The organism is Bacillus sp. EB106-04-02-XG92, assembly GCF_058791995.1.
Genome location: NZ_JBYTEA010000005.1, coordinates 153,723 through 180,560, shown reverse-complemented (window position 1 = coordinate 180,560; position 26,838 = coordinate 153,723). Strand labels below are relative to the sequence as shown.

The following is a 26,838-nucleotide window of genomic DNA, read 5'->3' as shown; positions in this document are numbered from 1 at the left end:
ATGGCTAATATGTATGAAAAACTGTTAGGGGATTCTTATAAAAAACTTCATCCGAAATTACAGAAACGCTATGAGATTACGGAAGAAAATAGTTTTACTGGAGAAGGAAAGATGGATGAGATTTATGGTGGTTCTTTTTTCGTAAAATTCATATTAAAAATTGCATCAAAGTTTCGTATGTTTTTCTCTGAGCGGGGGAAGGAAGTGCCATTTACAATACATAATACTGCTGAGCGGGATGAACATGGACATGAATTTGTGCGGTGGAATCGTACTTTTTATTTTCAAAATAAGAAAAGATATTTTAACGCTGTTATGCAGTTGGATGAAGAGAATAATGAAATTGTAGATTATTTTGGTGAACCACACATACTTGTTTCTACGCTGAAAATTCATATTGATGAGATGGGGGCAATGCATATTTCCTCAAAGAAACAATGGTTTTACATGTTTAGAAGAAAAATCCCGTTACCTAGATTCTTATACGGAGAGGCCAACATTGTAGAAAGTTATGATGAAACAAAACAGTGCTTTCGAATTCATGTACAAGTACGCAATCCATTAATTGGTTCATTATTTTCATACAAGGGAACATTTGTGGAGAGGAAATAAATAATATGAAAAATATAATAGTTGGACTTGCTTGTTATATTATTTTTCTAATATGTGAGTGGTCAAATATAAACCCAGTTGAAGCAATTATTTTATTATCTATTTTGTTATTTATACCGATGTCATTTTGCATCATTGATAAGAAAAGAAGAAATGGATCATATGTATTCTTTTATAAATTTGTATCGTTGTTATATCCAATCGCAGCAATGAGTGCAATGTTAGCTTTCGTAACAAATCACTATTTCTTTGCATTACTTTGGTTTGTATATACAGGCATTGTTGCATTGTTTGGTGTGAGTAGATTACTAGAAAGAGGATGGAAACCGCTAGAAGAGACAGCTATCGATAGTGCGTTTATATATTTGTTTTTAGGTGGTTTTTGGTTTTTTTCTTCTGTAGCAAAACTCCCCATTATGCACTTTAGTTCCGACATTGTTTTACTCACAGCTGCACACTTTCATTATTCGGCATTTCTATTGCCATTATCAGCTGGTTTAATAGGGCGTAAGAGAGAAAAGGGCAGTAAAGTATATGATGCGATTATGTTTATCATCGTTATTTCACCTATGACAGTTGCGATAGGGATTACATACTCAAGGGTATTTGAATTTTTTGCAGTGTGCCTATATTTATGTGCGATTTATGGTTATGGAATTTATGTTTGGCGCACGAAATTTAATGCTATCAGCGCAAAAATCCTCCTAGTCATATCGTCTAGTACACTCATGGTAACAATTATGTTCGCACTCATATATTCGTATGGGAATTTGAAACATGTAATGACGATTACAATTGCTCAAATGGTTTGGATTCACGGTGTTGTCAATGGAATTGGAGTAGCGTTGCCGGCATTTGTCGGCTGGATGATTGAAAAGAGTGTTCCGAACTATCAATATTACGGGAAAACAATGAGTAGATTAAGAGGAAAGGCGATTGTTGGTGAAGCATTTTTACATAACAAAAATGTAATAGATAGTAAGGAATACAGCGGTTTAGTTGATAAAATGAATGATTTTCATAGTGAAGCATTTGAAGTGACGAAGCTTCCTTTAAGCACTATTCACTTTTATGAAAATACAAAAGAGTATGAGTTACAATCACATATTAAATGGACTCGCTGGTTCCGCCCAGTTGCATTTTGTTATGAGAAAATGAGTAAGCGTATAGGGCAAATACATTTAGGAATGGGAGGCAAGTGGGAAACGATGCACGGCTCTATCATCGGGGTAATGGATGAGAAGGATGGGAGAGAGGATGTAAGGGCTTGGCTAAGAAAAAATGAAGCAGAAGAATCAATTTTTGTAGCTCTCTATTCAAAACATACATATGAGAACGAGACGTATATGAATATTGCATTACCTTTACCATATTCGAATATGACAGGGATTTTGAAAGTATGTAATAAGAGTAATAATTTAATCATTACTAGTAAGCTGAGAAGAAATGGAAAGGGAGATGAGGGGATTTATTTACATGCTCGTTTCTTTACAATACGATTACCGTTAGCAGAGACATTTATTATTAAAGAGGGCACAAATCAAATGTTAGAAGCTAACCATAAAATGTGGATATTTGGAGTTAAGTTTTTAGAAATTGATTATGAGATTAAGAAAATAGAGGAGAAGTAAGAAAAGCTTGGAGAGATGCCAAGCTTTTTTACGTATGCGTAATTGTCATAGCAACTTGTTTATCTAAGTCTCGGTCCCAAACACGTTGAATTTCAAATGTACCTTTTTCAAAAAATAATGGGAATCTTTCTTTAAACCAATCTTGCATAGGAAGGTTTAGTGCTTCATCAATTGGCACCCATAATAATTCGCCCTCAGGAGGGTTCATAAGAAGTTCACCATCAAATGAGTCTGTCCAATAATTGAATACCATATATCGAACATTTTCTTTCGGATTTACGTATTCATCTAATCCCTTAAAAGTTAAATTTGAAACAAGTAATCCAGTTTCTTCGTTTACTTCTCGTTTAGCAGCTTGAGCGATACTCTCTGGAAAATCTACTTTACCGCCAGGAGCTATATAGCCAGGAAAACCTCGATGATTGGGACGTTTTATAAGTAAAACGTCATTATTTCGCTGGATCATACACATTGTATAGATGCGGTGCTCGATGTTATGAGGATTTTGAGGCATAATCATGTATTCTCCTATATTTTTCTTGATAATTTTACCATAACATAATGGTTTCTTATATAATTAAAGATATAATATTCTGATTTTTTCGGTATATGATAAAGTCTATAATCATTTGAAAAGAGGAGAGGGAAATGCAAGGGGAAATGCAAAGAGAAAAAGCTTTGGGATATGTCGGTAAATTGTTATTGCCAGTTAAAGCATCACCACATTTTAAATTTTTATGGATTGGGCAATTATTTTCGACTTTAGGTAGTTCGATAACGATGGTTATTTTGCCCGTCGTTGTGTATTCATTGACTGGTTCAACAGTTGTAATGGGGATGACGATGGCAATGTACATGCTTCCTAATATTCTTACGTTACCGTTTGCAGGATTAGTAGTAGATCGAATTGATCGGGTGAAATTAATGTTATTTACAGATATAATTCGTTGCGTATTAATGCTATTACTTGCAACACTTATATTTATGGATGTATTAACAATTCCGCTTCTATATGTACTCGTAGCATTATATGGACTTATGGAAGGGATATTTCAGCCAGCGTATGCGGCTGTAAGAGCGAAAATATTTGTGCCGGAAATTCGAAATGCAGCTAATGCATTAACGCAAATGAGTAATCAAGGTATACGACTAATTGGACCGGCTCTTGGAGGATTGATCGTTTCTGTTGCATCTGCCGGAATAGGGTTTGGGCTAGATGCAGTAACGTATTTGTTATCATTTTTTTGCTTATTATTTTTAAGAGAAATAAAGTTTAAAAAAGTAAAACCTATTGAAAAGAGAAAGGTCGATTACAAACAAGAGTTTATGGAAGGTGTTTACGTTTTAAAAAGTCATCCGTGGCTATGGATTACAATTTTAGTCTTTTCTTTCATCAATATTTGTTATGCAGGAATTATCGTTGTATTAATTCCATGGTTATTTAATGTTCATCATCATTTTGAAGCATACGTGTATGGATTAGGAATGGCATCTTCTGGTGTTGGAGCTGTAATTGCTGCACTAATATTTGGCGGGAGAGAACGGTGGCATAAGCGGGGATTACTTGCCTATGGTGGTGTTTTAATAAGTGGTTGTGCGCTTTTAATAATGCCGTTTATTGCTTGGGCACCTGCTTTAATTGGATTAATGGCAATTGAAGGTTTCGGTATGATGATATTTGGACTCATTTGGGAAACAAGTTTACAAGAGCTTGTGCCAGAAGAAGCATTTGGAAGAGTAGCAAGCCTTGATATGTTAGGTTCATTTGCTTTACTGCCACTAGGTTATGTAGTTGTAGGATGGCTCGCTACTGTCATAGGTGGTGAGATAACGATTATAGCATTAGCTATTTTAGTACTTGTAACAATTGGAGTAGCATTATGTGTACCGAGTATTCGAAGATTTGATTGATGATATAAGGGAGGGGGAAACGACTTATATGATGATAAAAAACTTGAACGATATAGTCGCAAAGGAATTGGACAGCCAATACGCTTTCCAAGAAAAGGTCTTTGAAGCAAAAAATTTCACAGTCTATATCGCTATCCAAATAGAAAATAACATAGCATATAATCAATTATTATTAATAAAACATCTTTGTAACGAAAAGCCCTCCGTACATATTTGGCATAAGAAAATTAGCGCCGATGCAACAAAACTGGATATCACAAAAGAAGTGACAGAAGCAATTCAATCTGGTTTTGTAAATGAAGAGTAAGCCCTAATCAAATTAGGGCTTACTCTTCATTAAATACAAATGTTTGTTTCATTTTTTTACCCTCATTTACCGGATGGCCGTTGTAAGAGAAATTGTTTTCTTCCCAAGTAATGACGACTTTGAAATTATGGCTGTTCAAGTCTAAAGGGAATACGATGTAGTTAAAGCTCGTCTGACTTTTTGAAACGTTGTTATGCGATGTAGTAGGATTAAAAGTAACTTTAGATGTAGGAGCGTTATCAAGTATTTCCACTGATACATTTGATACATCATTACCGATGTTTTTTACGAGTAAACGATATGTATCATATACTCCCTGTTTTGGCTGCACTGCTTGCTTGTTTGCGTTATGGGATTTATCAATTTCGATATACCACTGTTTTGACTTTGATTCAATTGGTAGTGATTGGAATGTGTATGCACTAGCTTGTATTGGTAGTGCTAAACAGATTAGTGCAAAGAGAGAAAATATTTTTCGCTTCATTTTCAGAGAGCTCCCATTCTGTAACGGATTTATTCGACATTAACGGGCAGTAAAAATTCCACATCAAAAATCGGCTGGAGCAAAGAAGTTAGGTGGGAGATCAACTGCCCGTAAACGTCCGATTGGTTCAACTAATAATCAGTAGGGGATGGACAAAACCTCCACTGATAATAGTTTCACTTTATTTGTTATTATCTTCTCTTTAGGTGAGTATATACCATATAATGTAAGGTGATATTTATGACCCTCATGAATGTATTTTAAATTTTAAATGCGAATATTAACTACTGTATTCTTTATGAAAGCAGTGTAGAGATTTTTCTACACTGCTTTTTCTAACATGAAATAATTTCCAAAGATATGTTAAAATAACATTGTCATACAACAAGGGGGATTTGTTTTATGGAAAATGGATATCTTGCTAAAGTAGATGTAACGAAAAGAATTGAATCGAAATCTAAGTACAATAAGAAACTTGAAAAATATCAAAGGCGCTTATTAGCGTTGCAGCAAATTGTAAAAGAAGAAAAAATTGCAGTTATGCTCGTTATGGAAGGCTGGGATGCGGCTGGAAAAGGCGGAGCGATTAAACGAGTGACAGAACACCTTGATCCGCGCGGGTTTCAAGTAAATCCAATCGGAGCACCAGCACCTCATGAAAAACGGTACCATTACTTGCAACGTTTCTGGCGGAAACTACCTCAGTACGGGCAAATTACTATTTTTGATCGCTCATGGTACGGCCGTGTGTTAGTTGAGCGTGTTGAAGGCTTTGCTACGAAGGAAGAGTGGACGAGAGCGTATGATGAGATTAATGATTTTGAAAAACTATTAACAGATGATCATTATATAATCGGGAAGTTCTTCTATCATATTAGTAAAGATGAGCAATTAAAGAGGTTTAAGGATAGAGAGAACAATCCTTTAAAAAGATGGAAAATTACAGATGAAGATTGGCGTAACCGTGAAAAATGGGACGAGTATGTTGAAGCAATGGAAGACATGTTTGAAAAAACAAATAAATCAAATGCAAAATGGGCAATTATCGCAAGTAACGATAAATTATACGCTCGATTGAAAACGTTGAAATTAATTATTTCATTAATTGAGGATTACCTTGTAGAACATAATATAGAATTACCTTCTTATTATTATGAAATAAAAGAGGGAAAGACAGAAAGCTTTGAAGCGAATCAAGATGAAGTTGTAAAATAGTACAAAATGTGTATATGAAATATGAAGTAGAGTCACCCTGTAATTTTGGGAACCCCTCGGTAATGGGAAAGATATAAACCGTGGGGTTCTTTACCTGTATAAATAAATTTCAGCATTATAAATTTGGGGATTTTGCTGTTCTATAGTACATTAACAAGGGGGATTAGTTTTATCCCGCTTTAATGGGCAGTAAGACCCCCACCTCAAAATTCAGCGAAAGCAAAGAAGTTAGGTGGGGGATCAACTGCCCATAAAAGTCCGATTGGTTCAACTAATAATCAGTGAGGGATGAAGAAAACCCCACTGATTAAAGTTTCACTTTATAGAGAGGGTGAGGAAATGATTGATACAGCCGATGTTTCAATAAGTAATCGTATGTATACAGAAGAAGAGCAGCAAAAATTATATAAACGAACGTTAATAATCGTAAGTATTTCACAAATGTTCGGCGGAGCAGGGTTAGCCGCTGGGATTACAGTAGGTGCACTTCTTGCGCAGCAAATGCTTGGGACAGATGCATATGCAGGATTGCCGGCAGCTATGTTTACAATGGGATCTGCGGTAGCAGCTTTTTTTGTTGGGAAATTATCGCAAAAGTATGGTCGCCGCGTAGGGCTTGCAGGAGGTTTTATAGTAGGCGGGTTAGGGGCTATTGGAGTTGTGATGGCAGCTTTAACAAATAGTATTATTCTTTTACTAGTTTCTTTACTTATATATGGCGCGGGCACAGCTACAAATTTACAAGCGCGTTATGCTGGAACAGATTTAGCGAATAAGAAGCAAAGAGCAACAGCTATTAGTATCACGATGGTAATGACGACTTTTGGTGCAGTTGCAGGTCCCAATTTAGTAGGTGTGATGGGAAGGTTTGCTCATTCAATTGGAATTCCTGAACTTGCTGGTCCGTTTATATTATCGGCAGCAGCATTTATACTAGCGGGTATTGTTCTATTTGTTATGCTTCGTCCAGATCCATTACTTATTGCTAATATGATAGAAACATATAAACAAGAGCATACATATAAAGGGCAGCCAGTAACAGAAGAAGCTACAGAAAATAAACGAGGTATTACAGTTGGGGCAATCGTAATGATACTTACTCAAGTTGTGATGGTTGCGATTATGACGATGACTCCAGTTCATATGGGGCATCACGGTCATGGCTTAAGTGCAGTAGGACTTGTGATTGGTTTTCATGTCGGTGCAATGTACCTTCCATCTCTCGTTACGGGAATGTTAATTGATAAAATTGGAAGAACAACGATGAGCATAGCTGGCGGAGTAATTTTACTAGCTGCAGGTGTTATAGCCGCAATCGCGCCGAGTGATTCTTTAATACTATTAATCGTCGCTTTGTCTTTACTTGGATTAGGATGGAACCTCGGTTTAATAAGTGGTACGGCTCAAATTGTTGATGCAACTATACCTTCCACACGTGCGAAAACACAAGGGAAAATAGATGTGTTTATTGCGTTAGCTGGAGCTTCAGGCGGAGCGATGTCAGGTATGGTAGTGGCCAATTCAAGTTATGCGGCATTGTCATTAGCTGGAGGAGTTGTAGCTTTCATGCTGATTCCTGTTGTGATATGGGCTCGGACAGGTAAATAAAAATTAAGGTAAAAGAAGCTGCATTCAATGGGAGATAACCAATCTTCGAATGCAGCTTCTTGTAGTTAGTTGTATAAAAAGAGAAAGATTAGTTTAAATCCCACTCCACAATCAGACCTAAATGCGTAAGACCACCACCAAATCCGTATAGTAAAAGTGTGTCTCCATTATTTAATTTTCCTTCTTTTCTAGCTAAATCTAGAGCGAGTGGAATGGAAGCGGAAGATGTATTTCCCATGTGTTTTACACTCGTTAAAGTTTTTTGGATTGGAATTTCGGTTTTCTCACAAATAGATTCAATCATTCGTAAGTTAACACTGTGTGGTATGAACCAGTCTATATTATCTATTTGCATATTTGCGGTATGTAATAGTTCTTTTATACCTGCTGGCACCGTGCGTGTTGCCCATTTATATACTTCTCTTCCATTTTGCACGATTTTTTCATTTGTTTGCAGTGGAGTGTCATTCATAGTAGTAGATAAGTTTGTTCTGTATAGATGAATACCGCCGTGCCCATTTGTGCCCATATGATACGCGATAAAGCTTGGTTTGTTTTCATCTCTTTCTAATAAAATAGCACCAGCACCATCGCCGAATAAAATGCAGGTCGTTCTATCGGTGTAATCAGTAACTTTTGATAATGTTTCTGTCGCTACAACAAGTACTTTTTCGTGTGATCCAGAAGTGATTAAGCTATTCCCAACGTGCAAGCCATATGTGAAACCAGCGCAAGTGGCATTTAAATCAAATGCTATTGTATGAGGTATGTTGAAGTGTTGTTGTATTTGACACGCGACACTAGGAAAAACATAGTCAGCGGTTGTTGTAGCGACGATGATACAGTCTATATCTTCTAAGTTCTTTTTAAAAGTTGTACATAAATTTTCAATTGCTTTAATGGCTAAGTGTGAGGAGTATTCGTCTTCGCTAGCAATTCTTCTTTCCTTCATTCCTGTTCTTTGTACAATCCATTCATCATTCGTATCAATCATTTTCTCTAAATCGTTATTAGATAATATTTGATTTGGAACATAAGTACCAATTGCAGTAATACGAGATTTAGAATGCATGGGAACATCTCCTAACTTATTTTTATAACCTGATACTAATATCAGGTTATAAAAATGTCAATAAAGACTTTTATTATATTGAATTGATAATGCTTAACTTATTATGAAGGAATTTGGCGAGTGTTGTAAAAATCATATACAAGAAGTTTTTAAAATTGATAATGAAGAGAGTTGAGCTCCTTGAAAAGGATTTTGTATATATTTCCTGTTGTCATTATTTGTAGCTTTATTCTTATTATTTTTTCAGAGAAATCTTATGCTTGTGATTGTATTAATGTATCAGCAGAAGATGCCTTTCAAAAAAACGATGTAGTATTTAAGGGAAGAGTGATTGAGATTGGAAGGGAAGAAAGTGTTGGAATTGAAGTATTATTTGAAGTGAAGGGCATTTGGAAAGGGACAACATCTTCGCAAATTATTGTATATACAAATGGTGGTGATTGTGTGTTTCACTTTGTAGAGGGAGGAGAGTATTTAGTGTTTTCTTCTCAAAGAGGGGAAGAGAAACAATTATTCACACATAGTTGCAGTGGTACGAAGAAGCTAGATGAGGCAGGGGCGGACGAAGTGGCTGTAAGTCAAATTGCAAAAGAATCTGTTCCGACGAAGAAAGTCGATTTAAAAGGGAAGATGGTCAGTGGTTTCAGTTGGTGGAAAGTTGTTACCATTTCTATAGGTATATTACTGATTGTAGCTCTTGTGATTTTTAATGTAAGAAGAAGGCGCAAAAAATGACGATTAAAGTAAAAGTATAGAGAATTTCTTTCTGTTTCTATAGGTGGTTTCATCTTGTGAAAGCGAATTACTTATGCTACACTTTATGTAACTTAAAATGAACGGAGGGGCTTCCTTTGATCTTAATCAGATTACGTCTCAATACTTTGTGCCAATAATTGAATAGCGCTCAAAGGCTCTGTCTGTGTGCAGAGTGAACGGGATTGGTCTGCCTATTTTAAAGGAACCCTTTATTAAGCTTATATGTGAAAAAGAGGGAGGGACGAATACGCCCTCTTTTTGTTTTGCCTTTATTAATAGAATGGGATCGTATAGGTGAACACTTATTGTGGATACGTATATAATCTTGGGACTTAATGACTATGAGATAGGATGAAAGTATAACTTTCTTCTATTTCTTTGGTGAACCCTTATCCGTTTACGAAAACACAGGCAGTGACCTGTGTTTTTTATTTTACGTAATCGAAATGGAGGAATAAATATATGGAAGAATTATTACAAAGAGCTGTTTTAGTTGGAGTAAATTTAGGTAATGAAGATGATTTTGCGTATTCGATGGAAGAGTTAACGAATCTTGCAGAAGCTTGTGATGTAGAGGTAATTGGGCAAGTGACGCAAAATTTACAACGAGTAAATCCGTCACATTATATTGGAAAAGGAAAAATTGAAGAAGTAGCAGCCTATGTAAATGAAGTAGATGCGAATTTGGTAATCTTTAATGACGAATTATCTCCTTCTCAAATTCGAAATTTAGAAGCGGATTTAGATTGCAAAGTAATTGACCGTACCATATTAATTTTAGACATTTTTGCGCAACGTGCGAAAACGAAAGAAGCGCAGTTGCAAGTAGAAGTAGCACACCTTCAATATATGATGCCACGTTTAATCGGTCTTCGTGAATCGTTAGGAAGACAGAGCGGCGGAGTTGGTACGAAAAATAAAGGTGTCGGTGAGAAGAAATTAGAGTTAGATCGTCGTAAAATTGAAGAACAGATTTCAGTTTTAAATAAAGACCTAGAAGCACTTGTTGCCCAGCGTCAAACACAGCGAAAGCAGCGTAAGAAAAATGAAGTTCCTGTTGTAGCTTTAGTAGGTTATACGAACGCAGGAAAATCAACGACGATGAATGCGATGCTTGAAATTTATAATGGTACAGAAGAAAAACAAGTATTTGAAAAAGATATGTTATTCGCGACGTTAGAAACATCTGTACGAAATATTGATCTGCCAGATAACAAATCATTTTTATTAACGGATACAGTGGGATTTGTAAGCAAATTACCGCACCACCTTGTGAAAGCGTTCCGTTCGACGTTAGAAGAAGTAGCGGAAGCGGACTTACTTATTCACGTTGTAGATTACGCTAATCCAAATTATGAACAGTTAATTGATATTACAAATGAAACGTTAAAGAAAATTGGAGTAGAAAATATTCCAACCATTTATGCTTATAACAAATCAGATATGGTAGATGTTGAAATTCCGAAAGTACAAGAAGAACGCGTTTATTTATCGGCGAAGAAACATATTGGAATAGAAGAGCTTGTCGAAATGATTCGTTCACACATTTATAAAGAGTATACGAAGTGTGAAATGTTAATTCCGTATGATCAAGGACAGGTAGTTTCTTATTTCAATAATCATGCGCACGTTTTATCTACGAGTTATGAAAACGAAGGTACGAAACTAGAAGTAGAATGTAAAACGAGTGATTACGAAAAGTATAAGCGTTTTGCAATTTAATAAAAAAGGCGATCCTAATATATGTTAGGATCGCCTTTTTTTATTAATAGTTGCAAGTAATTCCTTTGTCCTGTCCTATTATAAAAGAAAATACAGAACGTTTTTAAAAAATCCAATAAAACAGATAGAAAAAATATATTATTTGAGAAGTGATATTTCTGGAAAAAGAAATGAAACCAGTATAGAATAGAAATGTTTCAAAAGTCAGAATTTATTACACCTAATGTAATAAATATACATTTTGTACAGGAAGGAGAAATACACGTATGCAGGCAGTTTCGCAAAAAAACACAGTAGAAACACCGACAATATATCGAATATTATTTGCGATTAGTTTCGGTCATTTTTTAAATGATTCGATGCAAGCAGTTGTGCCCGCGTTGTTTCCTATTTTGGAAAAAACGATGAATTTATCCTATATGCAAGTAGGGTGGATTGCGTTTGCGTTAAATATGACGTCGTCGATTATGCAGCCGGTTTTTGGTATGTATTCGGATAAGAAGCCATCACCATTTTTATTACCGCTCGGTATGTTTTCAAGTATGCTTGGGATGATCGGACTTGCTTTTGCACCGAACTTTATTATTGTCATTATTTCTGTTTTATTTATCGGATTAGGTTCCGCAGTCTTTCATCCAGAAGGCGCTCGTGTTGCTTATATGGCAGCAGGGACAAAACGAGGTTTAGCACAAGCGATTTATCAAGTGGGAGGAAATACAGGGAATTCCCTAGCTCCTATTTTTACAGCATTAATTTTCGTTCCGCTCGGCCAAATTGGCTCTTTAGGTTTTACAGCCTTTGCAGCGGTAGGAATTGTATTGTTAATTTTCGTATCAAATTGGTATAGGAATGAATTAGCAACGGGTGCTGCAAGGAGAAAAAAGAGGGCTGCGCTTGAGGCAGAAAATGCAATTGTAAGTACACATATTAAATTTGTTATTATACTTCTTGTTTTTCTTACTTTTGTACGATCTTGGTACGGTGCTGGTATCGGGAATTTTTATCAATTTTACTTAATTGAGCATTACGGTTTATCGATAAAAAATGCTCAGTATTTCGTATTCGCCTTTATGATTGCTGGTGTGTTAGGAACCTTCTTTGGTGGTCCATTAGCAGATCGATTTGGAAAGAAAACAATTATTGTATTTTCAATGCTAGGTTCAGCCCCACTCGCACTTTTATTACCTCACGTTTCGCTCGTGTGGGTCGTACCGCTATTTTTATGTATCGGTTTTATTAGTTCAAGTAGTTTTAGTGTAATTGTTGTTTATGCGCAAGAGCTTGTTCCTGGAAAAGTAGGGATGGTATCTGGATTAATTGTAGGGCTTGCGTTTGGACTCGGCGCTTTAGGATCTGTAGTCCTCGGGAAATTAGCTGACATATATAGTCTTCAATTTATTATGTTACTATGTAGTTGTCTACCATTAATTGGACTTACTTCTTGGTTATTACCAAGTGATAAGAAAACGATAGAATAGGGGGATACGCTATGAAATTATGTGAAAACGTAACAGAATTAATAGGAGATACACCTGTCGTCCGATTATCTAAATTTATTCCAGAAGATGCAGCAGATGTGTATGTAAAACTAGAAATGTTTAATCCTTCACGCAGTGTGAAAGACCGTGCTGCCTATAATTTACTGCACGTTGCAGAAGAGAATGGTCTTATCAAACCAGGAGATACAATTATTGAACCGACAAGTGGAAATACAGGAATAGGCTTAGCGATGAATGCAGCTGCAAAAGGGTATAAAGCGATTTTAATTATGCCAGACAATATGTCAAAAGAGCGTATAAATTTATTGAAAGCATACGGAGCAGAAGTAGTTTTAACACCGGCAGAACAAAGAATGCCAGGAGCAATTGCGAAGGCGTTAGAACTACAAAAGCAAATTCCGAATAGTTTTATTCCGCAACAATTTGAAAATCCAGCAAACCCGAATATTCATCGTTATACGACTGCACTTGAAATTTATGAACAAATGGATGGAGAGCTTGATGCCTTTGTAGCAACTGCTGGAACTGGCGGAACTATTACAGGGACTGGGGAAACGTTAAAAGAGAAACTACCAAACTTATATATTGCAGTAGTAGAACCGAAAGGATCCCCCGTTTTATCAGGCGGTGTTCCAGGTCCTCATAAATTAGTAGGAACAAGTCCAGGATTTATCCCGAAAAATTTAAATACAGACGTGTATAACGAAATTATTCAAATTGCAGACGAAGAGGCTTTAACGACAATGAGAAACTTAGCTAGACAAGAGGGATTGTTAGTTGGGCCATCTTCAGGAGCTTCTGTTTACGCGGCGATTATGATCGCGAAACGATTAGGCGCTGGTAAAAAAGTTTTATGTATTGCACCTGATACAGGAGAACGTTATTTGAGTATGGGATTATTTGAATAAAAATGATAGAAACCCCTTAATGGTGAAATAGCGCTGTTAAGGGGTTTGTTATAGGTTATTAAGAGAGGAGAAACACAATGAAACTATTAAAACCGACAAATGAATATAGCGAACAAATTATGGAGTATCGAGAGGCATTTTTACATGTGGATGAACAACTACATGGCAGTAGTTCTTTACAAAATTTTGATTCTCTCGATGAGTGGTTTGAAAAAGTGAGTATACAAGAAGTGGGAGAAAACTTACAAGGTAATCGAGTACCCTCTAGCCAATTTTTAAGCTTTGAAAAAGGGGAACTTATAGGTTTTGTGAATATTAGACATCGATTAAACGAAGAATTATTGCGGGAAAGTGGTCATATTGGATATAGTGTACATCCGGATAAACGTCGCCAAGGTTACGCTACGAAACAACTGCAACTTGCATTAGATGAAGCACAAAAATTAGGATTGCAGAAAGTGCTAATAACTTGCGATAAAGCCAATATTGCTTCGGCTAAAACGATTCAAAAGGTTGGCGGTGTGTTAGAAGATGAAGTGGTTTCTTCTCATACAAGTGAAATTGTTCAGCGTTATTGGGTAGAAATATGATTCGGTGGAACTTTGAAAAGGAAATATAATGCATAATATCGAAATAGATAAATGAAAAGCGAAGTTGTACTGCAATTTTAGGGGGAAATAAAGTGGGATTAAAAGAGAAAGCAATAGAAATGTCGGAGATTTATAGGAGAAATCCGAAAATTGAAGCTATTATTTTAGCAGGTTCAGTAGCTAGAAAGCTTGAAGATGAACATTCAGATATAGAACTACATATTTTATGGTCAATGCCACCAAAGGATGAGGATCGTAAAGGGCCTATTAAGTATATTGGTGGAACAATTTTGTCATACCATCCTTACGAGGAAGAAGAATGGTCGGAAACATATTTGACGAAAGAAGGAATTAAATTAGAGATTAGTAACTTTTTAACAGAAACAGTAGAGAAAGTTATTGAGGATGTGGTGGTTCAATATGATATAAGTTATGAAAAACAATGTATTGTATCATCCGTTCATGATGGTGTTAGCTTGTATGGAGAAGAGAAAGTACATGAATTAAAAGGTAGGGTGGTGGCATATCCAGAAGACCTAGCGAAACGGATGATTTCAGAAAATCTTTGGTTAAGTAATCGCTGGCATAATCGAGAGGCGCTTTTAAAACGAAAAGACTGGCTTATGTTATATGATGTTATTTGTGAAGCACAAAGGAATATATTTGGGGTCTTATTTGGTTTGAATAAAATGTATGTACATCACCCAGCGTTTAAATGGATGCCATATAATGTGGAACGAATGATTATTAAGCCTGAAAACTTATATGAGCGTATGGCAAATATATTAATAGGGAAACCGGAGTATAGTGTACAGGAATTAGAAGTGTTAATTGAAGAACTATTCCATTTAGTAGAACAACATGATCCAGAATTACATATTGCTGAACAACAAAAACGGATGCAATATACGAAGTAAAAAAGAGGGGATGTAACAATGCGTTACATCCCTTCTTTTTTTATTTAATTAATTTACCTAGCACTGGTAATCGTTGAATCTTATCACCGAGAATATGTGAAGCAAGTCCGCCCGTTAAGACGAATAAAAGGTAAACAATCCCTCCAGCGGCGCCGCATATAACAACAATGAGAAGTGATTCCATATAAGATTGTCCAGGAATTAACCATTTTAATATTGCTTTTAATGCTATTACAACAGCAGACATCGCTGCGGAGTAAATCGTAATAAGAAATACTGTTTTTGCTGTTTCGCCAATTCTAAATTTCGCAAACTTAATGATGCAGTACAACATAATAACATTGGAAACGAGGTATCCAAGAATTGTTCCAAGTACAGCACCGTGACCGCCAAATAAATGTAAGAGCGGTGTATTTACTAAAACTTTAACAAGAATACCGACTGAGAAAGCAATCATCGTTTTTCTTTGATAATCGATTCCTTGTAATATGGCAGCTGAAACTGTGAAAATCGCACTTAATATAGCAGAAGGTGCAAATGAAATTAAATATTGTGATCCACCAAGTGCAATTTCAGGATTTACATAAACCATACGGAATGCATCATAAGCGATACTAGCAAGACCGAATGCAGCTGGGATAGTGAAGAATAATAAGACTTGAAATATCTTTGCAATTTGTTCTTGTAATTCTTCAAGTTTCCCGCTTGTATAAGATTTCGTTATTGCCGGAATAATCGTTAATGAGAATCCAGTTGCAAGTGAAGCTGGAATCATAATTAACTTTTGGGCATAGTTCGTTATATAAGCGAACACTGCATTCGCTGTTTCTAAGGGCTCTCCCATCGCTCTAAGGACATCAGCTACAGTATATTGATCTACTAACGTATAGAGCGGAATGGCAATGCCGACAAATACAATTGGGATTGCATATCGAAGTAATTCTATATAAATATTTTTTAATGGGATATTCGATGCCCTGGACTTTAATTCTCCTTCGGGAGGCTTTAATCTATTATATTTTTTCCAGTACATCATTAAAATCGAAACGCTTGCAAGTGCCCCGATAACAGCACCAAACGTAGCAACTGCAACAGAAGAAGCTACGGAACCCCCTAATAGTTTTGAGACGATGAAACTACCAACTAAAATGAAAACAACGCGTGCAATTTGTTCTACGACTTGAGAAACAGCACTTGGTTTCATATGTTGGAATCCTTGGAAATAACCACGTGTAACACTCATTGCTGGTACGATAATAAGTGCAAAACTTAATGCTCGCATCGTAAGTGTTACATCGGCGATAAATTGTGGATCTGGCGTTTTCGAGCGAATAATAAATTGTGATATGTATGGTGCTCCAATAAATAAAGTTAAAAACCCTAAAAAGCCCATAAACAACATTAATTTTACGCTAGAGTTGTATAATTTTTTGCTTGTACTATAATCACCGAGCGCATTATGCTTTGCAACAAATTTGGAAACGGCAATAGGAATACCGGCAGTTGAAAAGCTTAATAAAATACCGTACCAAGAGTATGCATATCCATATAAAGCGACCCCTTGTGTTCCGACTAATAGTTGAAAAGGGAAAAAGTATATAAAACCTAATATACGTGAAATCATTGTCGCACCACTTAATAAAGCAGTTCCTTTTAAAACTTTTGAAGTAGACAAAATTCTTTCCTCCTACTCGTGCTGTCTTGCGTTCATCGTATACTACTATAAACCTGTTAGAGAAGTTAATATAGTATGGAACATAAATATTCTAATATTATTCATTTAAAAGTCATATTTTACATTTTTAAATAGAACGTAATACATAAAAATTCAAAATATAAGTTGACACTATTTTTAATGTATGATAAAAATGATAGTAATCAATTCGGAAAATAATATTTGGGCAATGAAAGGGTATAGTAGTGAATATCTCCCTATTTCAGAGAGCTGATGGTTGGTGTGAATCAGTATATAGATTATTCATGAAGTTCGTCCTGGAGCATCTTTCATAAATCTCATATTTTGAGGAAATGAAAGACGGTAGTTTATACCGTTATCAAATAAAGTGGTGAAGATTGTTTCACAACTAGGGTGGTACCGCGATATTTATCGTCCCTACGTATTTACGTAGGGACGTTTTTTATTTAGGTCTTACTTTGTTGTGGCTTCATAACTAGGGTGGTACCGCGATATTTTATCGTCCCTACGTATTTGCGTAGGGACGTTTTTTATTTAGGTCTTACTTTTGTTGTATCTTCATAACTAGGGTGGTACCGCGATATTTTTGTCGTCCCTACGTATTTACGTAGGGGCGTTTTTTATTAGTAGGGAGGAAGTGAACGTATTAGAAAAGAGTGTGGATAGAACAATATAAATACCGGATTGTAAAACAGAAAAAGATAAAGAGAGGAGATTAACAAATGAATTCACAGCAATGGACGTCGAAATTAGGTTTCGTATTAGCTGCAGCAGGTTCAGCAATTGGTCTAGGGGCAATTTGGAAGTTCCCGTATATGGCCGGAATTGGAGGGGGCGGCGCGTTCTTCCTTATTTTCATCGGTTTCACATTATTAATTGGTTTACCGCTATTATTAGCTGAATTCGTTATCGGAAGAAGTACACAAAAAGAGGCCGTTGATGCATATAGAGAAATCGCACCAAAAACATTATGGCCGTGGTTAGGGAAATTAGGGATTGTAACTTGTTTCATACTACTTTCTTTCTACAGTGTTGTAGGAGGCTGGATTTTATTATACTTATGGAATGCAATTACAGGTAGATTATGGGAAAGAAATGGGGCATACGAAGCTACGTTTGGTGAAATCATTTCCAATCCGTATTTAGCAGTTGGATCACAGCTATTATTCATCCTTATTACTATTTTCATCGTAAGTAAAGGTGTACAAAATGGTGTTGAAAAAGTAAACAAATATTTCATGCCAGCATTATTCGTTTTATTCTTTGTTTTAATCGTTCGTGCACTTACGTTAGATGGTGCTGGAGAGGGAGTTCGTTTCTTCTTACAACCTGATTTCTCACATGTAACATCAGAAATCATATTATATGCAATGGGGCAATCGTTCTTCTCGCTATCTGTCGGTGTAGCCGTCATGGTAACGTATAGTTCTTACTTACCGAAAGAAGAAAGCTTACCACGTTCAGCAGTTTCTATCGTAGCTTTAACGCTTGTGATTACATTACTTGCAGGGCTTGCAATTTTCCCAGTTGTGTTCGCATTTGGAATGGAACCATCTCAAGGACCTGGACTATTATTTATCGTACTGCCAGCTATTTTCAGTAAAATGGCATTCGGAAAATTATTCTTCATCGTTTTCTTATTACTATTCTTCTTTGCTACTATTACATCAGCAATTTCGATGTTAGAAATTAGCGTTGCATCTTTAACTGCAAAAGGTAAAGGAAAACGTGAAAAAATGGCTTTAATCGTAGGATTATTAATTTTCGTTGTTGGAGTACCGTCAGCGTTATCATTCGGTATATTAAGTGATCTGAAGATTTTCGGAAAGACAGTCTTTGATTTAGCGGATTATGCAGTTAGTAACGTACTAATGCCACTTGGTGTTTTATTAGTTTCTATCTTCGTTCCTTTAAAAATGAAGAAAGATGTCTTAATGAAAGAGCTTGATGTAAGTAAAAATAAGGGCTATAAACTGTTCGTGTTATGGTTATTCTTACTTCGCTTTATCGCACCAATTGCGATTATTATCGTATTCTTAAATGTACTTGGCATTATTTAATAAAGAAAGGTAGCGTATCATTGTATGATACGCTACCTTTTTTATTTTGCTCTTTTTTGCAGTTCGTTTACTGTTACGAACTGATAGCCCTTCTTAGATAAAGAGTTTAAAATACCTTCGATGGTCTGTAAATTTTCATTAGACTCATCATACATAGGGTGCAGTAAAATGATAGAACCTGGTTTTACATTATTATTAACATATTCAATTTTATCAGCAGCAGATTTATAAAAAGTATCAGGTTCAAGGTCCCATGTAATTGTTTCGATATTGTTTTTATTTAAATAATAGGGCAGACCAATTAGCTTTTTTCCGTTTGGTGGTCTAAAGTCAATTGCGTCTGTAAATCCCGTTTGGCGAATTAATGCATTCGTTTTTTCTATTTCTTCTTTAATATAAGAAGGTGTTTTTAAAACCATTCTGTTATGAGAATATGTATGGTTTCCAACTTGGTGTCCAGATTGTACAATAGCTTCTCCTAACGATACGTTTTTTTCTAATTCATTTCCGATTAAAAAGAAAGTAGCTTTTGCATTGTATGTATCTAGTAGTGGTAATATTTGTTTTACATTATTCGTAGGGCCATCATCAAAAGTTAAGGCAACCACTTTTTCATTTGTTTCTACTCGGTTTGTTAAATCACCAAATAATTGAAAAGTTCTTGCGTTCATTAATTTGTATGTTCCAAATAATGCTACAGTAATAATGAATAATGTAACGATTGTAATGATTATTTTCTTTTTCATAAAGCAACCTCACTATATTTTTGGATTGAACTAAAAAGTATTATATCAAATTAAGTAATTTCATGCTTTAAAAAGGATGTGGATGCAAGGGGAAGGGATTTATCATATAATAAAATGCAAAAGGTATATTAGGAGGTGTTTAAATGGCGATTACAATTCAATTGCCGGACACTGCAGCGTCTCATGCAAAGCCAAGTATGGAAATGGCGATACTTTGCGTGAGGTAGACAAGTAATATACAATCGCCTAAATGAGCTCGAATCATTTTTATATTTGGCTTTGCACCTTATTGAAATGAACCATAAAAAATAAGGGGCGAGCAGAAATGAAATATGTTAAAGCTGCGACGGTTTTACCAGAAAGTTTAATTACTGAAATTCAAAAGTATATACAAGGTGAAACAATTTACATTCCAAAACAAGAAACAAAGCATTATAAATGGGGTACACGATCTGGAGGAAGAAAACAACTAGATGAAAGAAACAAAGCGATTAAAGATGCGTTTAAAAGCGGGAGTTCCATTCATCAACTTGCAGAGGAGTATTTTCTTTCCGGAGAAACGATTAAAAAGATTGTGTATTCTAAATGAAGATAAAAGAGTCTAGTTCAATTATTAAATTGAACTAGACTCTTTTTACTTTGCCCGTATTGGATATATGGGGTATGAATGGGCATGATAATAGAAAAAATGATCACAATTGTATCGTATAGAAATGTGAATAGAAATAAAAACGTTATATTACATAGTACAGAAAGGTGAACGATTATGAATCATCTAGGGCAAATAACGATAGAACTTTTTGTTGGTTTTTTTGTTTTATTAATTGCTACTAAAATATTAGGGAAAACACAAATATCGCAGCTAACACCTTTTGATTTTATTTCCGCCATTGTAATCGGAGAACTAGTTGGAAACACTGTATATGATCCTGAGGTGAGAGTATGGTCTATTTTATACGCTGTTTTTGTATGGGTAATTTTAATTTACGCAATAGAAGTAATAACACAAAAATTTAGAAGGACAAGAAAGTTCTTTGAAGGATACCCTTCTATTATCATTCGTAATGGACATATTGACAGAGAGCAATTAAAATCGAATCATTTGGATATTAACCAATTACAACAAATGCTAAGACAACAAAAAGATATTTTTTCAATTCGAGAAGTTGAATATATGATATTGGAACCTAACGGAAACATAAGCGTTCTGAAAAAGAGCAAATATGAATCTCCCACTATAAATGATTTAAGTTTAAAACATAAGCCTGTATACTTACCAATTTCACTAATTAGTGATGGAAAAGTAGTGAAAGATAATTTGAGAGAGGCTGGCTTTGATGAAGGCTGGCTGTATAAGCAAATAAAGCAAAAAGGGATTACTAAATTTGAGGATGTATTATATGCTGAATGGAAAACAGACGATGGGTTCTTTTGTCAGGAAATGAATCGGTAGAATATAATCGGTATGTAATATTCGTTTCTAAGTTATCTTTTACATATCAAAAAGCTGAATCTTTGTATACAATAAAACTAGATCAACAATTTGTATGGAGTGATAAAGATGGAAGCTTTTATTAGAAGTGATCAATATAATTTTATAAAATCACAAGCTTATATTTTAGCAAATGGGCATGCAACGGCAAATGATAGAGGTGTCATTCAAGCGTTAAAATCACTAGCGATTGAAAAGATAATACATGTATTTGAGAATTTAACGGATGAACAAAAAGAGTTAATTGATACCGTATTAACAGTTCAAAATAGAGAAGATGCAGAATCATTTTTAACGAAAATAAATCCGTATGTCATTCCGTTTGAAGAAGTTACAGCGCAAACATTAAAAAAATTATTTCCTAAAGCGAAAAAGTTGAAACTTCCTGATATGGAAGAACTGGATATGAAAGAATTATGTTATTTAAGCTGGATTGATAAAGGGTCAAGCAGGAAATTTATTATAGCGAAAAATGATAAAAATAAGTTTGTTGGTCTGCAAGGAACTTTCCAAAGCTTAAATAAAAAGAGCATTTGTTCATTATGTCATGGGCATGAAGAAGTTGGGATGTTTTTAGTTGAAATTAAAGGTGATGTACAAGGAACTTTCGTGAAAAAGGGAAACTACATTTGCAAAGATGGTATAGCTTGTAATCAGAACATGAAATCACTTGATAAATTACAGGATTTTATTGAGCGATTAAAGAAATAAAATGGAAGACCTCTAGTACTTAAACTGGAGGTTTTTATTTTTTGAAGAAGTTGATTAAAAATTTAACTGTACTATGATTATTAGAGGATAATTAGTTCAATAGATAAACGGAAATCAAAAAAGAAACCTTATGACCATATCTCTCAATCAGTTTTAGAACGATTATTTGAAAAACTGAACCACTTACATCACAACTTCAATGAAACAAAAACCTATAGGTTATTATTTTCCATAACACTAATGTCATATTATAAGATAAGGTTTTCGAATATTTTATAGGGAGGCGTTTCTATTGAAAATCAGTGAGCTTTCTAAAAAGACAGGTGCAAGTATTCGATCCATAAGGCATTATGAGAAAAAAAATCTCATTACCGCTGTACGCCTTGAAAATGGTTATCGCAAGTTTGATGAATCTGCCATCAAACGTATTCGAATTATTCAACTTTATTTAGGTTTGGGTCTGGTAACGGAACAAATTGAGGAAATATTGAATTGCGAGGTTAATGGTCCGGAAGACTATGAATTTTGTGAAGAAATGCTGGAAACTTATCAAGTGAAGTTGGATCAAATCAACAGACAAATGAGTGTATTGGACGTTGTAAAGCATCGGTTGGAAAAACAAATCATGCAAATGACGGATAAAAGAAGAAAGAGAAATGGAAATTCCCTTAGTTGAAACAACGGAATAATTGAAGATCCCAGTCCGCGATCATAGCGGGATCCGGGATCTCTACATAAGACTATGATGTTATGCGAATGGTTTTTTTAGCAGTTCGGTCAAGCGCGAGAATCCGTCGGTTCCGTAGCCCTCGTTGATGGCCTGCTGGGTTACGGCCATTGCAGCACTCAGAACGCTAACGTCGAGGCCGTGGTGTTGGGCAGCATGGATAATGTGTTCCATTCCTGCCGAGGCTGAGATGATATTGGACTTGTCACCAGGGTAGTGACCCGAGTCTACTTCGCTTGCCAAATAAGCCATGATGTCGGGCAAGATGTCTATGATGCCCTGGGCATAGACAGCGAACTCCTTTGCCGGAATATTCTCGGCAGTGGCAAGTGCGAGAGCGTGAGCGTAACCGCTCATGGATGTCCAAAAGAGATCGAGCAGGGCCACATCATATGCCGCCGCCCGGCCAGGATCCGCCCCAAGATAAGAAGTAGTGCCACCCAAGCTTGCCAAGGTCGGTTGATGGACCTTAAAGATGGATTCTGGTCCACTATACAGGACGGAAGCCGCAGGCGTCCCGATGGTCGGAGTAGGGGTCATAATCGCCCCATCGAGGTAATCGACTCCGTGTTGGGCAGCCCATGTGGCCATTTCACGGGCACGTTTGGGTGAGTCGGCAGTGAGGTTCACCAGTGTCCGTCCCTTTAGGGAATCTCCCACGGGGCCAAGGACTTCATGGACAACATTATAGTCCAGAACACAAATGATCACTAGGGGGCTTGCAGAGACCGCGCCGGTGACTGAATTTGAAAGGGTCGCCCCCTGAGAAATAAGGTAATCGGCTTTTTCGGCGGTGCGGTTCCATAATGTCGTAGGGTGGCCGTTCATTAGGAATGCACCAGCCAGCGCCTGGCCCATCGGACCCAAGCCGATAACTGTAACAGGTGAACGGTTCGGGTTCTCCATCACTGATACATCTGTATCTGATACTTGACTGATATTTTGTTCTTTCTCACTTTGGTCATTTTTCTTCAATGAAAATGCCTCCTTTCAGATGTTCAAACTTAATTCTAAAGTATGACACCAGTGTCAGAGTCAACAAAAATATTTTTAGTTATAATATTTCAACAAACCAGTTATAAGTAATCTATTATTCCATTAAAGGGCGAGATTACGGGAAAAGTAGTGAAAAGTGATACATATTATCCATGACTAATATGTATCACTCTTTATTATTTATGACTTTTTACGATTTAGGTCTTGATAATGAAATAAAGTTTGATAAAAGATATATATTTCGAAACAGTTGCTTATTTTGAAGGAGGTAAATATGAATTATATTTCACCGAAAGAAGAAATGTTAAAAGTGAAACAGTGGCCTAAAGATACGATAGCAGCGGGTCGTGGTCATACCGTTGCTCTTAAATCGGATGGCACGGTAGTAGCAGTAGGGCGAAATAAAGAAGGAGAATGCAATGTAAGCGGATGGTGTGATATGGAAGCAGTCGCAGCGGGCAATGTTCATATGGCGATGAACACAGGGAATGCTCATACAATTGCTCTGAAATGTGATAATACTGTGGAAGCGATGGGGTGGAATAAGCATGAACAATGTGATGTGAACGACTGGCATAATATTGTATCGGTTGCGGCGGGATGGCGTCGTACCATTGGTCTTAAACCAGATGGCACGGTAATAGCGGTGGGGCGAAATAAAGAAGGAGAATGTAATATAAGTAGCTGGAGAAATATTGTGGCAGTCACGGCGGGTGACTGGCATACAGTCGGCCTTAAATTGGACGGCGCAGTGACGGCAGTGGGGAATAATCGATATGGCCAATGCAATGTAAGTGGATGGCGTGGTATGGTGGAGTTGGCGGCAGGTTACCTTCATACTGTTGGTTTGAAATCGGATGGCAAAGTGATGGCGGTGGGTAATAATAAACTTGGTCAATGCGATGTAGGCAGATGGAAAGATATTATGGCAATAGCAGCTGGTACGAATCATACAATCGGACTTAAATCAGATGGTACCGTGGTGGCAGTTGGCTGGAATGAGTATGGTCAATGTAATGTAAGTGATTGGCGCGATATTGTAGCGATAGCGGCTGGTTGTGCGCATACGGTCGGTCTTAATTTAGATGGCACCGTGGTTGCAGTAGGTGATAATACATACGGTCAATGCGATGTAGGTAGGTGGCGTAACATCCGATTGCCTGGCAAATAGTTAATGTACAACAAATCACTAGTAATATTATTCTATTTTAGGAGTAATTATGGAATAGAACATATACATAAGAATCTCTTTTCAAAAGGGATTCTTATTCTTTTTCCGTAAAATGAGTGTCTAAATAGAATTTTTAAACAAGCTTTATTTCAAAGCTACAGTAGAAGAGATAAATAAAGCATAGGAGAGCTGAAGAAATGCTTAAAAAGCTTTTATTTTCTTTACCAGATATTTTACTTGTGTGCATTGTTTTCTACATAACATATACAAAATCTTTTAGTTTTGGACAGATGTTAGTAATTTCAATTGCAATCGGAATCATTGGCGGTCTTGTTATAAGAATTTGTAAGGATTTATTCATGTATATAAGGTGGACAATTAAACAGAGGAAATTTTGAATATGTTGTATTGCAATTAGGAGGAAAGGAAATGAATAAGAAAAAGAGTAGAGTGAAAAATGAAATCGCACTTTGGACATTAACAGCGGCTGTTCTCATCATTGCATGGTATTTTTTTCAAAGATAAAAATGCATCGTACTTAAAAGGTACGATGCATTTTTATTATTTTTTTTGCCAATTTTCTTTTATAAAGTCTTCACGACCAGATTCTTTTTGCTCAGTAGCATAATTTTCTGGGTTCTTTTTATAGAAATGTTGATGGTATTCTTCAGCCTCATAAAAAGGTGCAGCCGGGCGAATTTCAGTTACGATTGGCTCTTTAAACATACCGCTTTCTGCAAGAGTTTGTTTTGATTTTTCAGCAAGCTCTTTTTGCGTTTCGTTATGATAAAAAATAGCAGTGCGATAAGAGGGGCCACGGTCAAAGAATTGACCACCATCATCAGTTGGATCGATTTGTGGCCAATATAAATTTAGTAATTTTTCGTATGGAAAAATAGAAGGATCGAATGTAATTTGTACAACTTCTAAATGACCAGATGTACCAGCTTTTACTTGTTCGTATGTTGGGTTTTCTACATGACCACCTGCATAGCCAGAAAGTACTTTATGAATACCAGGAAGTTCATCAAATGGCTTTACCATGCACCAAAAGCAACCGCCTGCAAAGGTTGCGAGTTCGTATGTTTTTTCGGACATTGCTGTAATCCTCCTAAATATATATGTTTTATATAGTATTATATAAATTGTTTTATTGCGCAATAAAAAAGATTTGAAAATATATGTTTTTTTATAAACAAGATCCTCCGCTAACATCAATTAATTGTCCAGTAACCCAGCGGCTGTCTGGAGAAGCGAGAAATGCCGCGGTATCGGCAATATCTTCTACTTCACCTAAGCGATTAAAAGCGGAGATGGTAGTAGCGTACTGTTTCATCATTGGGTCGCTCAAGAGTTCCGCATTCATATCTGTTTTAATAAATCCAGGAAGTATTGCATTCACTGTTATTCCTCGTGCTCCGAGCTGTTTTGCTAGCGTGAAAGTCATTGTATTAATAGCACCTTTCGTCATACTATAGGCAACGAAATCAGGTAAGGAAATGCGAGTGGCAGCGGATGAAATATTAATAATTCGGCTATTGTCACGTAAACGAGATAGAGCTTGTTGGATGATAAAGAATGGTGCTTTTGTATTAACTGAAACCATTCTATCAAAAAATTGTTCAGTCGTTTCTTCAATAAAAGCACCAGGACCAATTCCAGCGTTATTTATTAAAATATCAAATTTAGTACTACCAGTTCTTTTTTGTAATTCGCTATCTAAAGAACTATAAAGTGTTTCTACACCATGTAAAGATTCAAGATTTGCACAGATAGAAAAAGCAGATCCGCCATTTGATTGAATTTCATACACAGTTTCTTCAGCATCTTCTTTTCGATTTCCGTAATGAATAGCAACTAATGCACCATCGTTTGCTAAACGTTTTGCAATAGCACGTCCAATTCCTCGGCTTGCTCCTGTAACTAATGCCACTTTTCCTTTTAACATAGTTTTCTCATCTCCTCATAAAATTTATATGTTATTAAGTTATTTTTCTTTATGTAGTA

Annotated in this window: 27 protein-coding genes and 1 other annotated feature; of the genes, 19 read left to right on the top strand and 8 right to left on the bottom strand. The window is 36.1% G+C overall.

Annotated elements, in window-relative coordinates; translation table 11 throughout:
* Together AC3WVA_RS14710 and AC3WVA_RS14705 are read left to right on the top strand one after the other, a co-directional pair.
* Positions 1-612, top strand: coding sequence for a DUF4166 domain-containing protein (locus AC3WVA_RS14710; RefSeq protein ID WP_098347639.1), 612 nt, complete (start codon positions 1-3; stop codon positions 610-612).
* Positions 613-617: 5 nt separating this feature from the next.
* Positions 618-2,243: a YndJ family protein gene (locus AC3WVA_RS14705; protein ID WP_098347638.1), complete on the top strand. Its 1,626-nt coding sequence runs from the start codon at positions 618-620 to the stop codon at positions 2,241-2,243.
* 28 nt (positions 2,244-2,271) lie between these two features.
* Here the strand turns inward: AC3WVA_RS14705 and AC3WVA_RS14700 are convergent, their stop codons facing one another.
* The gene (locus tag AC3WVA_RS14700) at positions 2,272-2,757 is read right to left on the bottom strand and encodes an 8-oxo-dGTP diphosphatase (protein ID WP_048527245.1); all 486 of its coding nucleotides are present in this window, start codon (positions 2,755-2,757) and stop codon (positions 2,272-2,274) included.
* 134 nt (positions 2,758-2,891) lie between these two features.
* On the opposite strand from AC3WVA_RS14700, the gene AC3WVA_RS14695 reads away from it, so the two are divergent.
* Both AC3WVA_RS14695 and AC3WVA_RS14690 read left to right on the top strand, forming a co-directional pair.
* Complete coding sequence (locus AC3WVA_RS14695; RefSeq protein ID WP_098347637.1) at positions 2,892-4,154, top strand: MFS transporter; 1,263 nt, start codon at positions 2,892-2,894, stop codon at positions 4,152-4,154.
* Positions 4,155-4,182: 28 nt separating this feature from the next.
* Complete coding sequence (locus AC3WVA_RS14690; RefSeq protein ID WP_098347636.1) at positions 4,183-4,461, top strand: hypothetical protein; 279 nt, start codon at positions 4,183-4,185, stop codon at positions 4,459-4,461.
* A gap of 19 nt (positions 4,462-4,480) precedes the next feature.
* On the opposite strand, the gene AC3WVA_RS14685 is transcribed toward AC3WVA_RS14690, so the two are convergent.
* Complete coding sequence (locus tag AC3WVA_RS14685; protein WP_098880799.1) at positions 4,481-4,945, bottom strand: YozF family protein; 465 nt, start codon at positions 4,943-4,945, stop codon at positions 4,481-4,483.
* Between the two features lie 402 nt (positions 4,946-5,347).
* On the opposite strand from AC3WVA_RS14685, the gene AC3WVA_RS14680 reads away from it, so the two are divergent.
* Positions 5,348-6,160 (top strand): polyphosphate kinase 2 family protein, encoded by an 813-nt coding sequence (locus AC3WVA_RS14680; protein WP_098880798.1) that lies wholly within the window; start codon positions 5,348-5,350, stop codon positions 6,158-6,160.
* Between the two features lie 339 nt (positions 6,161-6,499).
* Positions 6,500-7,768 (top strand): MFS transporter, encoded by a 1,269-nt coding sequence (locus AC3WVA_RS14675; protein ID WP_098346863.1) that lies wholly within the window; start codon positions 6,500-6,502, stop codon positions 7,766-7,768.
* 88 nt (positions 7,769-7,856) lie between these two features.
* Here the strand turns inward: AC3WVA_RS14675 and AC3WVA_RS14670 are convergent, their stop codons facing one another.
* Positions 7,857-8,840, bottom strand: coding sequence for a ketoacyl-ACP synthase III (locus AC3WVA_RS14670; RefSeq protein ID WP_098346829.1), 984 nt, complete (start codon positions 8,838-8,840; stop codon positions 7,857-7,859).
* 180 nt (positions 8,841-9,020) lie between these two features.
* On the opposite strand from AC3WVA_RS14670, the gene AC3WVA_RS14665 reads away from it, so the two are divergent.
* The 6 genes from AC3WVA_RS14665 to AC3WVA_RS14640 all read left to right on the top strand — a co-directional run bounded on the left by AC3WVA_RS14665 (position 9,021) and on the right by AC3WVA_RS14640 (position 15,232).
* On the top strand, positions 9,021-9,575 hold the full coding sequence (locus AC3WVA_RS14665; protein WP_195756156.1) for a cobalamin biosynthesis protein CbiN: 555 nt from the start codon (positions 9,021-9,023) through the stop codon (positions 9,573-9,575).
* 483 nt (positions 9,576-10,058) lie between these two features.
* Positions 10,059-11,318, top strand: a complete 1,260-nt coding sequence (gene hflX, locus AC3WVA_RS14660) for a GTPase HflX (protein WP_098880796.1) — start codon at positions 10,059-10,061, stop codon at positions 11,316-11,318.
* Positions 11,319-11,584: 266 nt separating this feature from the next.
* On the top strand, positions 11,585-12,796 hold the full coding sequence (locus AC3WVA_RS14655; protein WP_098880795.1) for an MFS transporter: 1,212 nt from the start codon (positions 11,585-11,587) through the stop codon (positions 12,794-12,796).
* An 11-nt stretch (positions 12,797-12,807) separates the two neighbouring features.
* Entirely contained in the window at positions 12,808-13,725 is a 918-nt protein-coding gene (gene cysK, locus AC3WVA_RS14650) for a cysteine synthase A (RefSeq protein WP_098880794.1), read from the top strand.
* Positions 13,726-13,802: 77 nt separating this feature from the next.
* Positions 13,803-14,315, top strand: a complete 513-nt coding sequence (locus AC3WVA_RS14645) for a GNAT family N-acetyltransferase (protein ID WP_098880793.1) — start codon at positions 13,803-13,805, stop codon at positions 14,313-14,315.
* Between the two features lie 92 nt (positions 14,316-14,407).
* Complete coding sequence (locus AC3WVA_RS14640) at positions 14,408-15,232, top strand: DUF4037 domain-containing protein (RefSeq protein ID WP_098880792.1); 825 nt, start codon at positions 14,408-14,410, stop codon at positions 15,230-15,232.
* 40 nt (positions 15,233-15,272) lie between these two features.
* On the opposite strand, the gene AC3WVA_RS14635 is transcribed toward AC3WVA_RS14640, so the two are convergent.
* Positions 15,273-16,907: a putative polysaccharide biosynthesis protein gene (locus tag AC3WVA_RS14635; RefSeq protein ID WP_098520286.1), complete on the bottom strand. Its 1,635-nt coding sequence runs from the start codon at positions 16,905-16,907 to the stop codon at positions 15,273-15,275.
* Positions 16,908-17,127: 220 nt separating this feature from the next.
* Positions 17,128-17,350: a binding site (T-box leader), on the top strand.
* 300 nt (positions 17,351-17,650) lie between these two features.
* On the opposite strand from AC3WVA_RS14635, the gene AC3WVA_RS14630 reads away from it, so the two are divergent.
* Entirely contained in the window at positions 17,651-18,988 is a 1,338-nt protein-coding gene (locus AC3WVA_RS14630) for a sodium-dependent transporter (RefSeq protein WP_492322016.1), read from the top strand.
* A gap of 41 nt (positions 18,989-19,029) precedes the next feature.
* On the opposite strand, the gene AC3WVA_RS14625 is transcribed toward AC3WVA_RS14630, so the two are convergent.
* Entirely contained in the window at positions 19,030-19,734 is a 705-nt protein-coding gene (locus AC3WVA_RS14625) for a polysaccharide deacetylase family protein (protein WP_098520285.1), read from the bottom strand.
* 325 nt (positions 19,735-20,059) lie between these two features.
* On the opposite strand from AC3WVA_RS14625, the gene AC3WVA_RS14620 reads away from it, so the two are divergent.
* From AC3WVA_RS14620 to AC3WVA_RS14605, 4 genes are all read left to right on the top strand, one after another.
* Positions 20,060-20,323, top strand: coding sequence for a CD3324 family protein (locus tag AC3WVA_RS14620; protein WP_098520284.1), 264 nt, complete (start codon positions 20,060-20,062; stop codon positions 20,321-20,323).
* Positions 20,324-20,500: 177 nt separating this feature from the next.
* On the top strand, positions 20,501-21,187 hold the full coding sequence (locus AC3WVA_RS14615; RefSeq protein WP_098346838.1) for a DUF421 domain-containing protein: 687 nt from the start codon (positions 20,501-20,503) through the stop codon (positions 21,185-21,187).
* Positions 21,188-21,295: 108 nt separating this feature from the next.
* A complete protein-coding gene (locus AC3WVA_RS14610) occupies positions 21,296-21,937 on the top strand; it encodes a FusB/FusC family EF-G-binding protein (protein ID WP_098880791.1) in 642 nt (213 codons plus the stop codon).
* 292 nt (positions 21,938-22,229) lie between these two features.
* Positions 22,230-22,613: a MerR family transcriptional regulator gene (locus AC3WVA_RS14605; RefSeq protein ID WP_098880790.1), complete on the top strand. Its 384-nt coding sequence runs from the start codon at positions 22,230-22,232 to the stop codon at positions 22,611-22,613.
* A 72-nt stretch (positions 22,614-22,685) separates the two neighbouring features.
* Here the strand turns inward: AC3WVA_RS14605 and AC3WVA_RS14600 are convergent, their stop codons facing one another.
* Positions 22,686-23,570, bottom strand: coding sequence for an NAD(P)-dependent oxidoreductase (locus AC3WVA_RS14600; protein ID WP_303660238.1), 885 nt, complete (start codon positions 23,568-23,570; stop codon positions 22,686-22,688).
* A gap of 364 nt (positions 23,571-23,934) precedes the next feature.
* Here AC3WVA_RS14600 and AC3WVA_RS14595 point away from each other — a divergent pair, with 364 nt between their 5' ends.
* Both AC3WVA_RS14595 and AC3WVA_RS14590 read left to right on the top strand, forming a co-directional pair.
* On the top strand, positions 23,935-24,831 hold the full coding sequence (locus tag AC3WVA_RS14595) for an RCC1 domain-containing protein (RefSeq protein ID WP_098520306.1): 897 nt from the start codon (positions 23,935-23,937) through the stop codon (positions 24,829-24,831).
* 197 nt (positions 24,832-25,028) lie between these two features.
* Entirely contained in the window at positions 25,029-25,229 is a 201-nt protein-coding gene (locus tag AC3WVA_RS14590) for a hypothetical protein (RefSeq protein WP_341013686.1), read from the top strand.
* 163 nt (positions 25,230-25,392) lie between these two features.
* Here AC3WVA_RS14590 and msrA read toward each other — a convergent pair whose 3' ends face one another.
* Together msrA and AC3WVA_RS14580 are read right to left on the bottom strand one after the other, a co-directional pair.
* The gene (msrA, locus tag AC3WVA_RS14585; RefSeq protein ID WP_098346841.1) at positions 25,393-25,929 is read right to left on the bottom strand and encodes a peptide-methionine (S)-S-oxide reductase MsrA; all 537 of its coding nucleotides are present in this window, start codon (positions 25,927-25,929) and stop codon (positions 25,393-25,395) included.
* Positions 25,930-26,020: 91 nt separating this feature from the next.
* Entirely contained in the window at positions 26,021-26,779 is a 759-nt protein-coding gene (locus tag AC3WVA_RS14580; RefSeq protein ID WP_098346842.1) for an SDR family oxidoreductase, read from the bottom strand.
* Between the last annotated feature and the right edge of the window lie 59 nt (positions 26,780-26,838).